Genomic DNA, 14,789 nt, shown 5'->3' with positions numbered 1-14,789 from the left:
TGTCAGGTTATTCACTTAAAATCTTAATATATCATGAAAGTATATCAGACGAATGAAATTAAGAACATTGCCCTCCTTGGCAATGACGGCTCGGGTAAAACCACTCTCACGGAAGCGCTGCTCTTTGAGAGTGGTATTATAAAACGTCGCGGCAGGATTACTGCCAAGAATACAGTCAGCGATTACTTCCCGGTGGAGCAGGAATACGGCTATTCTGTGTTTTCCACCGTTTTCCATGTGGAGTGGAACGGCAAGAAACTGAATATCATTGACTGCCCGGGTAGTGATGACTTTGTAGGGGCTGCCATGACGGCGCTCAACGTTACAGATACTGCCATTCTGCTGCTGAACGGGCAATACGGTCCCGAGGTAGGTACGCAGAACCATTTCCGCTACACCGAGAAACTGGGCAAACCGGTTATTTTCCTGGTAAACCAGCTCGATAATGAAAAGTGCGATTATGATATGGTGCTTGAGCAGTTGCAAACCATATACGGTCCGAAGGTGGTGCCCGTGCAATATCCGCTGGCTACCGGACCGAACTTCAATTCGTTGATCGATGTACTTTTGATGAAAAAATATTCGTGGGGACCCGAAGGTGGCGCTCCCATTATTGAAGAGATTCCGGCCGAAGAAATGGAAAAGGCTACAGAACTGCACAAGGCTTTGGTAGAAGCTGCAGCCGAACATGACGAAGGCCTGATGGAAAAATTCTTTGAGCAGGACTCTTTGACAGAAGACGAAATGCGCGAAGGTATCCGCAAGGGACTGGCTTCACGAGGTATGTTCCCGGTATTCTGCGTCTGTGCCGGCAAGGATATGGGTGTACGCCGTCTGATGGAGTTCCTGGGTAATGTGGTGCCGTTTGTGGACGAAATGCCACCGGTGCACAATACACGCGGTGAGGTGGTGAAGCCGGATTCTAACGGACCGACTTCCTTGTATTTCTTCAAGACTGCCGTTGAGCCGCATATCGGTGATGTTCAATACTTCAAGGTTATGAGTGGTAAAGTGCACGAAGGTGATGATTTTACCAATGCAGACCGCGGTTCCAAGGAACGCATCGCGCAGATTTATGCTTGTGCCGGTGCCAACCGTATCAAGGTAGAGGAAATGGTAGCCGGTGACATCGGCTGTACAGTGAAACTGAAGGATGTACATACCGGCAATACATTGAACGGTAAGGGCTCTGAAAACCGTTTCAACTTCATTAAATATCCGAACTCCAAATACTCACGTGCTATCAAGCCGTTGAACGAGTCGGATACAGAAAAGATGATGGTTGCTTTGAACCGTATGCGAGAGGAAGACCCGACGTGGGTGATAGACCAGTCTAAAGAATTGCGTCAGACTATTGTACACGGACAAGGTGAATTCCATTTGCGTACCTTGAAGTGGCGTCTGGAAAACAATGAAAAACTGCAAATCAAGTTTGAAGAACCGAGAATACCGTATCGCGAAACGATTACCAAAGCTGCCCGTGCGGATTATCGCCATAAGAAGCAGTCGGGTGGTGCAGGCCAGTTCGGTGAAGTTCATCTGATTGTTGAGCCTTACTACGAAGGCATGCCGTTGCCCGAAACCTATAAATTCAATGGTCAGGAGTTCAAGATGAACGTCAAGGGTACCGAAGAAGTTCCATTGGAATGGGGTGGCAAGCTGGTATTCGTCAATAGTATTGTGGGTGGTTCCATTGATGCACGTTTCATGCCGGCCATCTTGAAGGGTATCATGTCACGTATGGAGCAGGGACCGTTGACTGGTTCGTATGCTCGCGATGTACGTGTCATCGTATATGACGGAAAAATGCATCCGGTTGACTCCAATGAAATCTCCTTTATGCTGGCGGGACGGAATGCGTTCAGCGAAGCGTTCAAGAATGCAGGCCCGAAGATTCTAGAACCCATTTATGACGTGGAAGTATTTGTTCCGTCGGACAAGATGGGTGATGTGATGGGGGACTTGCAGGGACGCCGTGCCATGATTATGGGTATGAGCAGCGAGGCCGGTTACGAAAAACTGAGTGCTAAGGTGCCTTTGAAGGAAATGTCATCCTACTCTACGGCACTTAGCTCACTGACCGGTGGACGTGCTTCGTTCATCATGAAGTTTGCCAGCTATGAACTCGTTCCGAGTGATGTGCAGGATAAACTGATTAAGGAATTTGAGGCAAAGCAAGCTGAAGAATGATTTTCAGGGGTTGGTAGTTTGGCTGTTGTAACTACCGGCTGCTAATATAACAATTGTTAAAGCCGTTGTTACTTCATGGCAAGTAATAACGGCTTTTTTCATTAACGTAGATTAAGAACATGCAGAATTGTGAATTGAATGATTAATTTTTTATTAAATTTGCAAACCAAAGGCTTGTGTTTTTGTTATAATGCTCATAATACAACCTAAAAAATGGTCTTCGGTTAATTTACGAGAACGTCCGGTTAAATCAGGTTAATTGGTTAGGAGTGTTAATTAGGGAGTGTTAATTTTGTGACTATGAAAAAGTCAACTATATGGATATTAGGTGTTGTTATGGGGCTTTCCTTCCTTAGTTTGCTGTATCTGCAGATAAGCTATATTGAGGAAATGGTGAAGATGCGTAACGGACAATTTGATGAATCGGTGAAGCGTGCGTTGATGGCTGCTTCGAAAGAGGCAGAGTCCGCAGAGGTTGTGCGTTGGCTGAATGAGGATATCTCCGAGGCAGAAAAGAAGGCGTGGGAACAATCGCAAAGCAGTAGCGGAGTGATGCGTACCCAGCGGTTTGTGATGACAGCTCCGGATGGCAGTGTCCGTTCTTCGGTGGAATTGAAAACTTTCAGTAACGAGCCTTCTGAATTGCCAAGAGCAATGATTTCACGCAAACACGGAGCAAAAACCATTCCTCAGACTTCACGCTCGCAGATAGAGATGCTTAAAAACCGCTATCTTTACCAGCGTGCATTGGTAGACGAGGTGGTGTTGCAGATGGTATACAATGCCAGCGACAAGCCGATTGAGGAGCGTGTTAATTTCAAAAGTCTGGACCAGTATCTAAAAGCAGGTCTGATAGAGAATGGTCTCGGTGATATGGATTATCACTTCAAGGTGATAGACCGGGAAGGTCGGGAGGTATACCGTTGTGCGGATTATAGCGATGCAGGGAGTGAAAGCTCTTATTCGCAGCCATTGTTTTTGAATGACCCACCAGCCCGTATGAGTATCGTCAAGATACATTTTCCGGGAAAGAAGGATTATATCTTCGATTCGGTCAGGTTTATGATACCGTCGATGATATTTACTTTTGTACTGCTGGTGACGTTCATCTTTACGATTTACATCGTATTCCGCCAGAAGAAGCTGACGGAGATGAAGAATGATTTCATCAACAATATGACGCACGAGTTCAAGACGCCGATATCGACGATTTCTCTGGCGGCACAGATGTTGAAAGACCCGGCTGTGGGCAAGTCTCCGACTATGTTCCAGCATATATCGGGTGTCATCAACGATGAAACGAAGCGCTTGAGGTTCCAGGTAGAAAAAGTGCTTCAGATGTCGATGTTTGACCGTCAGAAGGCTACTTTGAAGAATAAGGAACTGGATGCCAACGAGCTGATAGCGGGTGTTATCAACACGTTTACACTGAAAGTGGAGCGTTATAATGGAAAGATTGAATCGGAGCTTAAAGCTACCAACTCTGCCATTTTTGCCGATGAGATGCATATCACCAATGTGATTTTCAATCTCATGGATAATGCAGTGAAGTATAAACGTCCGGATGCGGATCTGCAACTGACGGTGAAGACTTGGAATGAGCCTGGCAAACTGATGATTTCCATCCAAGATAACGGCATCGGCATCAAGAAGGAGAATTTGAAAAAGATATTCGAGAAGTTCTATCGCGTGCATACAGGTAATCTGCACGATGTGAAAGGCTTCGGCTTGGGACTGGCTTATGTGAAGAAGATTATCATGGATCATAAGGGAACTATCCGGGCAGAAAGTGAACTGAACGTAGGAACTAAATTTATTATTGCATTACCTTTATTAAAAAATTGATTGATATGGACGAGAAACTGCGTATTTTATTGTGCGAAGATGATGAAAATCTTGGCATGCTTTTAAGAGAATATTTACAGGCAAAAGGTTACGCTGCCGAGTTATATCCCGATGGAGAAGCAGGATACAAGGCTTTCCTGAAGAATAAATATGACTTGTGTGTGTTTGATGTGATGATGCCGAAGAAAGACGGATTCACACTGGCACAAGAAGTGCGTGCGGCCAATGCCGAAATACCTATTATCTTCTTGACGGCAAAAACATTGAAGGAAGATATTCTGGAAGGTTTCAAGATTGGTGCCGATGACTACATCACCAAGCCCTTCAGTATGGAAGAGCTGACTTTCAGAATTGAAGCTATCCTGAGACGTGTTCGCGGAAAGAAGAACAAGGAGAGCAACATCTATAAGATTGGTAAGTTTACATTCGACACGCAGAAACAGATTCTGGCGACTGCCGAGAAGCAGACTAAACTGACCACCAAAGAATCCGAACTGCTGGGCTTGCTTTGTGCACATGCCAACGAAATTCTGCAGCGTGACTTTGCGTTGAAGACTATTTGGATTGATGACAACTATTTCAATGCACGTAGTATGGATGTATATATCACAAAGCTTCGTAAGCACCTGAAAGAAGATGATTCGATTGAAATCATCAACATTCACGGAAAAGGATATAAACTGATTACTCCGGAAGCTGAGTCTTGATGAGACTCGGCTCCTCTGGGGGAGAGAAAATAAAAAAGGCGGTCTGCATGTATATGCTAACCGCCTTCTTTATTTCTTTTCTTTTGATATTAGTCGACAATTCTCTTGTTGATGACAATGTAGGAAATCAATCCCACTACAACCAAAACGGCAGAACTGCCCAAGATGGCATTGTTGTTAACATTGCCGGTAAAAGAACATGCAACCAGGATTACAGCTCCTATTACGACTAATATCAATCCCAGATTTTTTAATAAGCCTTTCATGTGTGTGTATTTTAATTAGATTATTATATTCTTTCGTATTCTTGTCACAAAGAAAAGCATAATTCTTTAACAAGCGAAATTATTTTTGCAAAAAATCCATATTTTAATAAAGAATGGAAGATGAGGAATGAAAAATGACGCTTCATCCCCTTGTTTTCTCCTCCCTTAATCTCTAATCCTTAACCCCTAATCCCTATATCTTAGTCCTTCGTATTGAAGAAAATCTTCCTCAGTACCTCCTGGCTCACACTGAGCTCTTCAATGGTGATGCCTTTCAAGGCTTCTTTGAGGGTCTGGTTGGCAATGACGCGCGCGCGTTCTTCCAGCTCCTTGCCGTCCTTGGTCAGATGTATCAGATTGGTTCGGCGGTCTTTCTTGTCCGATATGCGCACGACGAGATGCTGACGCTCCATATTGTCTATCAAGCGCGTCATGCTGGGCTTGTCTTTGAAAGTTGCATTACACAACTCTTGTTGCGTCACCCCGTCCTTTTCCCATAAGAAGATGAGGACGGTCCACTGTTCCGGAGTAATCTCCAAACCGTTCTGGCGGAAGTTGCGGGACAGCTTTCGGTTAATGGCAGCCGACACTTTACCGTTCAGTATGGCAAAGATAAGGCGGATATCAAAGTTGAATTGCTCTATCATGAAATTATTGTTTAAACAACTTTGCAAAGATAGTGCAAGCCGAAGACAATTCCTATATCCCTACACAAAAAAACATTAAATGTTTGTAGTTCAAAATAAAATGTCTACCTTTGCACCGCATTTTTAAAACGAATAATTTATTTATTTAATTAAACGAGTATGAATCAATACGAAACCGTTTTCATTTTGACTCCCGTTTTGTCTGATGTTCAGATGAAGGAAGCGGTAGAAAAATTCAAAGGCATCCTTACTGCTGAAGGTGCTGAGATTGTAAATGAAGAAAACTGGGGACTGAAGAAGCTGGCATATCCTATCCAGAAGAAGTCAACCGGTTTCTATCAGCTGATTGAGTTCAATGCAGAACCTACTGTCATTGAGAAACTGGAAATAAACTTCCGTCGTGACGAGCGCGTTATCCGTTTCTTGACTTTCAAGCAAGACAAGTACGCTGCTGAATATGCTGCGAAGAGAAGAAGTGTTAAATCAACTAAAAAGGAGGATTAATCATGGCACAACAAGTTCAATCAGAAATCAGATATTTAACTCCGCCCTCAGTAGACGTTAAGAAGAAAAAATACTGCCGTTTCAAAAAGAGCGGTATTAAGTACATCGACTACAAAGATCCCGAATTCTTGAAGAAATTCTTGAATGAGCAAGGTAAAATCCTTCCGCGTCGTATTACCGGTACTTCTTTGAAGTTCCAACGTCGTGTAGCTCAAGCTGTGAAGAGAGCACGTCACTTGGCGTTGCTGCCCTATGTAACTGACATGATGAAATAATAGGAGGAGGAAAGTATGGAAATTATATTGAAAGAAGACATTGTAAACTTGGGTTATAAGAACGACATCGTAACAGTAAAGTCTGGTTACGGTCGTAACTACCTCATCCCGACTGGTAAAGCTGTCATCGCTTCACCGGCTGCAAAGAAAATGTTGGCTGAAGAGCTGAAACAACGTGCTCACAAGCTGGAGAAAATCAAAAAGGATGCTGAAGAACTGGCTGCTAAGCTGGAAGGCGTATCATTGAAGATTGCTACTAAGGTTAGCTCTACTGGTACTATCTTCGGTTCTGTTGGTAACATCCAGATTGCTGAAGAGTTGGCTAAATTGGGTCACAACATCGATCGTAAGATTATCGTTGTTAAGGACGCAGTGAAAGAAGTTGGTAACTACAAGGCTATCGTTAAGCTGCACAAGGAAGTTTCTGTAGAAATTCCTTTCGAAGTAGTTGCTGAAGAAGCATAAGAAAAGACTTCATAATGATAAGGAAGCCCGGTTCTGATAAAGGACCGGGCTTTTCTATGTTCGGAGCGTATGTGTGTGAGCTTATTGAGGGATACGTAAAGCTGCGGTTATAGAGGTTTACGAATCTGAAGTAGAGGTTTACGCGCGCGGTATAGAGGTTTGGCAAGAATACTCTTGTGTCTCTTTACGAGGTTACTAATGCAAAAAAAAGAGCATATCCACTCAGGGGTATGCTCTTTGCCTTATTGTCAGCCAATAATTCTTTTAGTTTCTTGGCAATGCTTCTTTCACTACCATTTGGCGGCCTACATATTCTGCTCCATTCAGTTTGTTGATTGCTTGTTGGGCTTCAGCAGCTTCGGGCATCTCTACGAAGGCAAAACCTTTTGATCTGTTTGTATTACGGTCCATAATCAGTTTTACTGATTCTACTGTTCCATACTCTTCCATTACTTGTCTCAAATCTGATTCCCTAACGTTGTAGCTAAGGTTTCCAATGTACATATTCATAAAATACAAAAATAAAAAATTAATAATTCAATAAAGGAGTCTTAGGAAGTTGTAGTCAGAAATGAAAATTCTCAATGTGGCTAATCGAGGAGAAACATAGTGAAACGTAGATCGTAATAAACCTCTTATTGTTTTGTTGATGCAAAGTAACGGCTTTTATTTGGTATATGCACTATACTTTATCATTTATCTGCCATATAATACCCTTTTTTGTGAAATAAGACCAAGACTTAACAATTGGAAGGGAACAGAAGGAGAGGATAAGACATAAAAAAAGTCTGGTGTGCTTGTATGCACGTCAGACTTTCAATTCTCTCGAGTGTTGTACTGAAATTATTCAGCTACAACAGCTGCGCTATCTACTGCTACAGTGTCAGCTGCTGCGGCTGCTGCTGCGGCTTCAGCTGCTGCTGCTTCTACAGCTGCGATTGAGTCAGCGATACGGATAGAATCTGCAGTTGCTTGTTCAGCGTTAGCTGCTTTGTTGCCACAAGATGCGAAAGATACTGCTACGATAGCTGCAGCCATCAAAACTAATTTTTTCATTTTCTTTACTTTTAAAACGTAATACAATCAATTGCTTTATTAAAACGTTGCAAAGGTATGTACTTTTTGAATATGTTGTTCTCGAAACCCCAACTTTTTTTATATTTTTTTTGGAGCTTCGGCTGTTTTTATCCCTATCTATATGTTTTACAACATATTAATCTTCGGCAATGCTGTTGTATAAGTATCTCTTGATACTTCTTTTGGGCGTTTTCTCAAATTCAGTCGGATAAAGTTGGATTTGGCTTACTTTTTCGTAGGCTGCCACGCTGTTATTCAGATTTTTGAGATTCTCATCCATGATGGTTTTAAGGTTATCCGGCTGGTTTAGTCCCAAGGAATCCAGGGCTTCATAGTCGGCATAAACCAGTGCTACCAGTCTTTTATTCCGTTCGATGACAAGACTTTCCAGGACGAAAGGCATGTTGTTGAGCCGTGCTTCTATCTCTTCGGGGAAGATATTCTGTCCACTGGAACTGAGAATCATGGTCTTGCTGCGTCCGCGTATGTATAGGTTGTTGTCGTCGTCCAGTGTACCCAAGTCGCCGGTGCGAAGCCATCCGTCTTCGGTGAAGACTTCTTTGGTGGCTTCGGGGTTTTTGTAATAACCCGTCATCACGTTCTCGCCACGTACTTGTATTTCGCCGAGTTTGTCGTCCGGGTTTTCCTTGCAGATACGGGCTTCCATGATGTCGAGTACCCGTCCGGAGGAAGTCGGGACGAATTCATTCCAGGGAGCATAGCTGATGAGAGGGGCACATTCGGTCATGCCGTAGCCGATGGTGAAGGGGAACTTGATGCGGTGGAAGAATTCTTCCACTTCCGGGTTCATGGCTGCGCCTCCTATGATGACTTCCTTGAAACGTCCGCCCAGTGCGTCAATCAGTTTCTTGCGGATTTGCCCGTATATCTGTCCGTCGAGCAAGGGAATGCTGAGCGCCCATTTCATGGTCTTTTTGTTGATGATGGGCTGTATGACATTCTTGTATATCTTTTCAATGACAAGGGGGACGGTGATAATCAGGTTGGGTTTCACTTCCTCGAAAGCTTTCATCAGAATCTTTGGGGAAGGCACTTTTCCCAACAGTGTGACGTGTGTGCCGACGGCCGTGGCGGTAAGGAAATCGAATGCGCAGCCGTATGCATGTGCCAAAGGCAGGAAAGAGAGCACTTTGTCCCCTTTCTTCAGCAGCTCGGTACGTATGCCGAAGGTGACGTTGCCGGCCAGGTTGTTTCCCGTCAGCATGACGCCCTTACTGAATCCGGTGGTGCCCGAGGTATAATTCAGCAGCATGACCTTGTCGTTGGAAAGGTCCGTGTAAACGATGTCTTCCTTACGGAACCCGTTCGGGTAGGTCGCTTCCATCTCATCGCCCAGATGCTTGAGGAAACGCTGGATGGTTTCGCCGTCCCGCTGATACAGACAGCGGAAGTCGCTCAGCGAGAACACACCGCGAAGTCCAGTAAGCCGTTCTTCTTCCAGATGTTCCCAAATGGCATCGCTGGTGAAGAGGAACGTTGATTCGGAGTGGTTTACGATATGATGGACATCATTGGGGTTGAAGTCTTGCAGAATGGGGACTACGATACCACCGTAGGTGATGGTGGCCATATAGGCGATGCACCAGCGGGCATTGTTCTTGCCGATGACGGCTATCTTGTCGCCGCGGCGCAGTTGGCAGTACTTGAAAATAAGATGCAGTCTGGCTATTTCTTGTGCCACTTCGCCATAAGTATAGCTCTCGTTTTCTCCATAGTTGGTATAGCAGGGGAGGTCCCAATTCTCGCGGAAACTATGCTCGTATAGTTTGATAAAGTTCTCTTGTATCATTGCACAAATTTTAGTTGAGTGTGCAAAAGTAGGAAAAATAGATTAATAATGTATATATTTGCAGCATAAATGTGTTTATAAGCTCATGATAGATACCAATATATTTCAAGATAAGACGGCGGTTTACTATACGTTGGGGTGCAAACTGAACTTCTCGGAGACCTCTACTATCGGTAAAATTTTGCGGGAAGCGGGCGTACGTACGGCGCGCAAGGGTGAGAAAGCGGATATTTGTGTAGTGAATACCTGCTCGGTGACGGAAGTGGCAGACAAGAAGTGCCGCCAGGCCATCCACAAACTGGTGAAGCAACATCCGGGTGCATTTGTCGTGGTGACCGGTTGCTATGCCCAGCTGAAACCGGAGACGGTGGCAAAGATAGAAGGTGTGGACGTCGTGCTGGGAGCCGAGCAGAAGAAGGACCTGCTCCACTACCTGGGCAATCTGCAGAAGCACGAGACCGGCGAGGCCTACACTTCCGCTTTGAAGGATATACGTTCGTTTGCCCCGTCTTGTTCGCGTGGCGACCGGACACGCTTCTTCCTGAAAGTGCAGGACGGCTGCGATTATTATTGTTCCTATTGCACCATTCCCTTTGCCCGCGGACGTAGCCGTAACGGCAGCATTGCTTCTATGGTGGAGCAGGCCAGCCAGGCGGCTGCCGAAGGTGGAAAGGAAATTGTATTGACCGGCGTCAATATCGGAGACTTCGGCAAGTCTACCGGTGAGACTTTCTTCGACTTGGTGAAGGCGCTGGACGAGGTGGAAGGCATTGAGCGTTACCGCATATCCTCCATCGAGCCGAATCTGCTGACAGATGAAATCATAGAATACGTGTCCCGTTCCCGGCGTTTCATGCCTCATTTCCATATACCGCTGCAGTCGGGCAGTGACGAGGTGCTGAAGCTGATGCGACGCCGTTACGATACCGCCTTGTTTGCCTCGAAGATAAAGAAGATAAAGGAAGTGATGCCCGATTCCTTTATAGGGGTAGACGTGATTGTGGGTACCCGTGGAGAGACGGAGGAGTATTTCGGGCAGGCTTATGAGTTTATCAAGAGCCTGGACGTGACGCAGCTCCATGTCTTCAGCTATTCGGAGCGTCCCGGCACGCAAGCCTTGAAGATAGACCACGTGGTGGCACCCGAAGAAAAGCACCGCAGGAGCCAGCAATTGCTGGAGCTTTCGGACGAAAAGACCCGTGCTTTTTATGCGCGCCATATCGGGCAGACGATGCCGGTGTTGCTGGAACGTCCCAAACCCGGACTGCCGATGCACGGCTTCACTCCCAATTATATCCGTGTGGAAGTCCCTCATGATGCTGCCTTGGACAACCAGCTCGTGTCTGTGCGCCTGGGCGATTTCAATGCCGACGGCACCGCACTCTTGGGAGTAATGGAATGAGGAATGCCGCCTTTGCAACAAATAACTCATAACTTATAACTCATAACTGACGAAGTGAAATCAAAAATTGTCTATTGGCTGACTTATGCGGGCATGTGGCTTGTGGCACTTCTGCCTTTCCGGGCGCTTTATGCGTTGTCCGACGGGCTGTACTTTCTGATGCGCCACGTCGTGCATTATCGGAAGAAAGTCGTTCGCCGCAACCTTCGCAATTCCTTTCCGGAGAAGTCGGAAACCGAATTGATGGAGATAGAGCGCAAGTTCTACCATTATATCTGCGACTATATGCTGGAAGAGGTGAAGATGCTGCGCATGTCTTTCGAGGAGCTCTGCCGCCGGATGAAGTATGATAATAAGGAAGAATACCTTGCCATGATAGAGAAGCATGGAGGCATTGTACTGTTGATTCCCCATTATGCCAATTTTGAGTGGATTATAGGCATGGGGGCCATCATGCATCCGGGCGACATCCCGGTGCAGGTGTACAAACCGCTAAGCAATAAGTATCTGGACGAGATGTTTAAGCATATCCGTGCCCGGTTCGGAGGATACAATGTGGCGAAACATTCCACGGCACGCGAAGTGATAAAGCTTCGCCGTGAAGGCAGGCGGATAGCCATCGGCCTGATTACGGACCAGTCGCCCAACCGCAGCGAGGCCCATTATTGGACCACTTTCTTGAATCAGGACACCGTGTTCATGGATGGCGCCGAGCGCATTGCCAAGCTGATGGACTTCCCCGTCTTTTATTGTGAATTGGAACGGACATCCAGAGGATATTGCAAAGTGCTCTTCGACTTGGTTACCGAAACTCCCAAGCAGACGGCGGATGGCGAGATAACCGAGTGCTTCGCCCGTCGTCTGGAGCAGACCATCCGGCGCGAACCGGCTTATTGGTTCTGGTCTCATAAACGCTGGAAAAAGAAACGAAAAGAAGCTGTGCAACATGGATAAGATTGCTGTTGTCATATTGAATTGGAACGGATGTGATATGCTCCGTTCCTTCCTTCCCTCTGTTGTGCGTTTTTCGGAGGCGGATGGTGCTGTGGTGTATGTGGCGGACAATGGCTCTACGGATGCTTCTGTGGCAATGCTCCGTCGCGAGTTTCCTTCTGTGCACTTGATTCTGCTGGAAGAGAACCACGGTTTTGCCGACGGATACAATCTAGCATTGAAGCAAGTGGAGGCAGAATATGTAGTGCTGCTCAATTCCGATGTAGAGGTCACCGAGCACTGGCTTGTCCCGTTGGCAGAGTATATGGATGCCTATCCGGAGACGGCCGCTTGCCAGCCGAAGATACGCAGTTGGCGTAACAAGGGGCAGTTTGAGTATGCCGGAGCTGCGGGAGGTTTCATCGACCGCTATGGCTATCCCTTCTGCCGCGGCCGTATTATGGGCGTGGTAGAAGAGGACAAGGGGCAATACGACACGGTGATACCCATTTTCTGGGCTACGGGGGCGGCTCTGTTCATCCGTCTGGCAGACTACCGGGAAGCGGGTGGGCTGGACGGACGTTTTTTTGCCCACATGGAGGAGATAGATTTATGTTGGCGGCTTCGTGCCCGTGGCAGACAGTTGGCATGTATACCGCAGAGTGTGGTATTTCATGTGGGAGGGGCCACTTTGAAGAAGGAGAATCCGCGCAAGACCTTCCTCAATTTTCGTAATAACCTTGTCATGCTTTATAAGAATCTGCCGCAGGAGGACTTGGCGTCCGTGATGCGTGTACGTGCGGTGCTCGATTATGTGGCTGCGTTCAGTTTCATGCTGAAAGGCCAGTTACCCAATGCTTTGGCCGTATTCCGTGCGCGCCGTGCCTACCACTCCCTCCGCACTTCATTAGCAGCGTCCCGCAAAGAGAATCTGAAAAAAACTACGCTTGCCGTAATACCGGAACGGACAAAAAACAGTATATTGGCGCAGTTTTATCTGCATGGAAAGAAATTCTTTTCCCAATTGTAGGAACTGTTGCCTTTTATAATTGTTCAATCTATTAAAGGTTTTGAATTATGGAAAAACTAGTTAGAAAAATCGGATTAGTGGCACACGACGCCATGAAGAAAGACCTCATCGAGTGGGTACTGTGGAACTCGGAATTGCTGATGGGGCATAAATTCTATTGTACGGGCACCACGGGTACCCTTATCCTCGAAGCCCTCCGGGAGAAACATCCTGATGTGGAGTGGGATTTCACTATCCTTAAATCCGGTCCTTTGGGCGGTGACCAGCAGATGGGCTCGCGCATTGTGGACGGAGAGATTGACTATCTTTTCTTTTTCACCGACCCGATGACCCTTCAGCCGCACGATACGGATGTGAAGGCGTTGACCCGCCTTGCCGGTGTGGAGAACATCGTGTTCTGCTGCAACCGCAGTACGGCAGACCATATCATTTCCAGCCCGTTGTTTGTCGACCCGACGTATGAACGCACTGTTCCCGATTACAGCAACTACACCAAGCGGTTTGCAAATAAGCCGGTGGTGGCCGAAGCGGTGGAATCGGCAAAGAAGCGGAAACGGCAAAAATAAGGATGAAACTCGGTTCTACTGGGCATTCTTAATCTATCGCTACCCTTCGTTCATGGACAGCCCACACTGGTGCGATAGCCCACCCTTGCCGTTTGAAGTCATAGAGTTGCACAATAATGGTGTTGGTGAATCTGCCCATTCTATGTCGTTGAGGTATTGGTAGGGGAAGCGGAACTCTGTGAGGTTTATTTTCAATAGTTCATTCCTTCTGAAGTCTGCATAGTTGTATGGGTTTGTAAAGTCGTAAGGGGTGGGCAGGTAGAGGGCATTTCTCCAATGAAACTCGGAGCTGTATTTGATAGCAAGCGGCCGGTAGCAGGAAGAAAGTGACGATGGGGAGTAATGCCAGTCGTTGTATAGCGTTTCTCATTGACTTTTTGTTGCTGATGGGGCAAAGGTACGGAATATTGGTATCAATGGTTGTATTCTACGGCAGAAAAGTTGCTGCATGCTCACTGCAGAACTTCTGTATACATTTTGCAGTGCTACTGCATATCTGTTGCAGCGTTACTGCAAAGCTGTTGCAGTACTACTGCAAATATATGTGCAGTGTTACTGCAAACCGTTTGCAGCGCCACTGCAAAAAGCATGCAGTGTCTTTGCAGTGGGAAGTGTCTGTGTATCAATAGTGAATGGGGTGATTCGGCAATCTGTCATTCTCCGCGGCGTTGGCATATTTCCACTCCTGCAGCCTCTATATCCGCGCCCATCGGTGGATTGCGCTTTGCCAGCTTGAGGGTTATTTCTTCTATCTGTGGGAAGTCGTGGAACAATCGGTTTATAATTCGCCCGCATACATGTTCCAATAGTTTGGAAGGAATGTCCATCTCTGCCTTCACAGCTGTATGTACATCGGCATAGCTCACGGTGTCGGCTACGTCGTCCGTTTCTGCCGCACGCCGGATATCAACTTGCAGGCGCAGGCTGACGGTAAACTCATTGCCTACCACGGTTTCTTGTTCGCCCACGCCGTGATGGGCGAAGAAGCGAAGCGTGTCAAGGAAAATATAACTGGTCATTACTTGTAGATTGTTTTCTGCAAAGTTACTACAAAAAAGTGAAATGCGGAAGA

Annotated in this window: 16 protein-coding genes; 10 read left to right on the top strand and 6 right to left on the bottom strand. The window is 46.3% G+C overall.

The window, feature by feature from the left end; genetic code table 11:
* Positions 1 to 33: 33 nt before the first annotated feature.
* The 3 genes from NQ510_RS00400 (at position 34) to rprY (ending at position 4,742) form a co-directional block, all read left to right on the top strand.
* Positions 34 to 2,190: an elongation factor G gene (locus tag NQ510_RS00400; protein WP_005830172.1), complete on the top strand. Its 2,157-nt coding sequence runs from the start codon at positions 34 to 36 to the stop codon at positions 2,188 to 2,190.
* Between the two features lie 300 nt (positions 2,191 to 2,490).
* Positions 2,491 to 4,035 carry a sensor histidine kinase gene (locus tag NQ510_RS00395; RefSeq protein ID WP_005830174.1) on the top strand — a complete coding sequence of 515 codons (1,545 nt, stop codon included), beginning with the start codon at positions 2,491 to 2,493 and terminating at the stop codon, positions 4,033 to 4,035.
* 5 nt (positions 4,036 to 4,040) lie between these two features.
* Positions 4,041 to 4,742, top strand: coding sequence for a response regulator transcription factor RprY (gene rprY, locus NQ510_RS00390; protein WP_005830176.1), 702 nt, complete (start codon positions 4,041 to 4,043; stop codon positions 4,740 to 4,742).
* Between the two features lie 89 nt (positions 4,743 to 4,831).
* Here rprY and NQ510_RS00385 read toward each other — a convergent pair whose 3' ends face one another.
* Both NQ510_RS00385 and NQ510_RS00380 read right to left on the bottom strand, forming a co-directional pair.
* Positions 4,832 to 5,008, bottom strand: coding sequence for a hypothetical protein (locus NQ510_RS00385; protein ID WP_005830181.1), 177 nt, complete (start codon positions 5,006 to 5,008; stop codon positions 4,832 to 4,834).
* Positions 5,009 to 5,208: 200 nt separating this feature from the next.
* Positions 5,209 to 5,655: a MarR family winged helix-turn-helix transcriptional regulator gene (locus NQ510_RS00380; protein ID WP_005830183.1), complete on the bottom strand. Its 447-nt coding sequence runs from the start codon at positions 5,653 to 5,655 to the stop codon at positions 5,209 to 5,211.
* A 159-nt stretch (positions 5,656 to 5,814) separates the two neighbouring features.
* On the opposite strand from NQ510_RS00380, the gene rpsF reads away from it, so the two are divergent.
* From rpsF to rplI, 3 genes are read left to right on the top strand one after another with little or no spacing between them, the layout of a single operon-like run.
* On the top strand, positions 5,815 to 6,159 hold the full coding sequence (gene rpsF, locus NQ510_RS00375) for a 30S ribosomal protein S6 (protein ID WP_005657357.1): 345 nt from the start codon (positions 5,815 to 5,817) through the stop codon (positions 6,157 to 6,159).
* A 2-nt stretch (positions 6,160 to 6,161) separates the two neighbouring features.
* Positions 6,162 to 6,434: a 30S ribosomal protein S18 gene (gene rpsR / locus NQ510_RS00370; protein WP_004288442.1), complete on the top strand. Its 273-nt coding sequence runs from the start codon at positions 6,162 to 6,164 to the stop codon at positions 6,432 to 6,434.
* A gap of 15 nt (positions 6,435 to 6,449) precedes the next feature.
* Positions 6,450 to 6,899, top strand: a complete 450-nt coding sequence (gene rplI / locus NQ510_RS00365; protein WP_005830185.1) for a 50S ribosomal protein L9 — start codon at positions 6,450 to 6,452, stop codon at positions 6,897 to 6,899.
* 264 nt (positions 6,900 to 7,163) lie between these two features.
* On the opposite strand, the gene NQ510_RS00360 is transcribed toward rplI, so the two are convergent.
* From NQ510_RS00360 to NQ510_RS00350, 3 genes are all read right to left on the bottom strand, one after another.
* On the bottom strand, positions 7,164 to 7,409 hold the full coding sequence (locus NQ510_RS00360; RefSeq protein WP_005830186.1) for an RNA recognition motif domain-containing protein: 246 nt from the start codon (positions 7,407 to 7,409) through the stop codon (positions 7,164 to 7,166).
* A gap of 333 nt (positions 7,410 to 7,742) precedes the next feature.
* Positions 7,743 to 7,955 (bottom strand): hypothetical protein, encoded by a 213-nt coding sequence (locus NQ510_RS00355; protein WP_005833237.1) that lies wholly within the window; start codon positions 7,953 to 7,955, stop codon positions 7,743 to 7,745.
* 157 nt (positions 7,956 to 8,112) lie between these two features.
* Positions 8,113 to 9,786 (bottom strand): long-chain fatty acid--CoA ligase, encoded by a 1,674-nt coding sequence (locus NQ510_RS00350; protein WP_008664099.1) that lies wholly within the window; start codon positions 9,784 to 9,786, stop codon positions 8,113 to 8,115.
* An 85-nt stretch (positions 9,787 to 9,871) separates the two neighbouring features.
* Here NQ510_RS00350 and mtaB point away from each other — a divergent pair, with 85 nt between their 5' ends.
* Genes mtaB through NQ510_RS00330 form a run of 4 tightly spaced genes read left to right on the top strand, consistent with a single transcriptional unit; the run spans position 9,872 to position 13,717 of the window.
* A complete protein-coding gene (gene mtaB, locus NQ510_RS00345; protein ID WP_005830199.1) occupies positions 9,872 to 11,188 on the top strand; it encodes a tRNA (N(6)-L-threonylcarbamoyladenosine(37)-C(2))-methylthiotransferase MtaB in 1,317 nt (438 codons plus the stop codon).
* A 54-nt stretch (positions 11,189 to 11,242) separates the two neighbouring features.
* On the top strand, positions 11,243 to 12,142 hold the full coding sequence (locus NQ510_RS00340) for a lysophospholipid acyltransferase family protein (protein WP_008664096.1): 900 nt from the start codon (positions 11,243 to 11,245) through the stop codon (positions 12,140 to 12,142).
* Positions 12,135 to 13,151: a glycosyltransferase family 2 protein gene (locus NQ510_RS00335; RefSeq protein WP_005830203.1), complete on the top strand. Its 1,017-nt coding sequence runs from the start codon at positions 12,135 to 12,137 to the stop codon at positions 13,149 to 13,151. Before NQ510_RS00340 ends, NQ510_RS00335 begins: the two co-directional genes overlap by 8 nt.
* A 47-nt stretch (positions 13,152 to 13,198) precedes the next feature.
* Complete coding sequence (locus tag NQ510_RS00330; RefSeq protein ID WP_005830204.1) at positions 13,199 to 13,717, top strand: methylglyoxal synthase; 519 nt, start codon at positions 13,199 to 13,201, stop codon at positions 13,715 to 13,717.
* A 653-nt stretch (positions 13,718 to 14,370) separates the two neighbouring features.
* Here NQ510_RS00330 and folB read toward each other — a convergent pair.
* Positions 14,371 to 14,736, bottom strand: a complete 366-nt coding sequence (folB, locus tag NQ510_RS00325; protein WP_005830212.1) for a dihydroneopterin aldolase — start codon at positions 14,734 to 14,736, stop codon at positions 14,371 to 14,373.
* Between the last annotated feature and the right edge of the window lie 53 nt (positions 14,737 to 14,789).

The sequence above is a fragment of the Bacteroides uniformis genome (assembly GCF_025147485.1).
In the GTDB taxonomy this organism is placed as follows: Bacteria; Bacteroidota; Bacteroidia; order Bacteroidales; family Bacteroidaceae; genus Bacteroides; species Bacteroides uniformis.
This window is presented reverse-complemented; position numbering and strand designations above follow the sequence as displayed.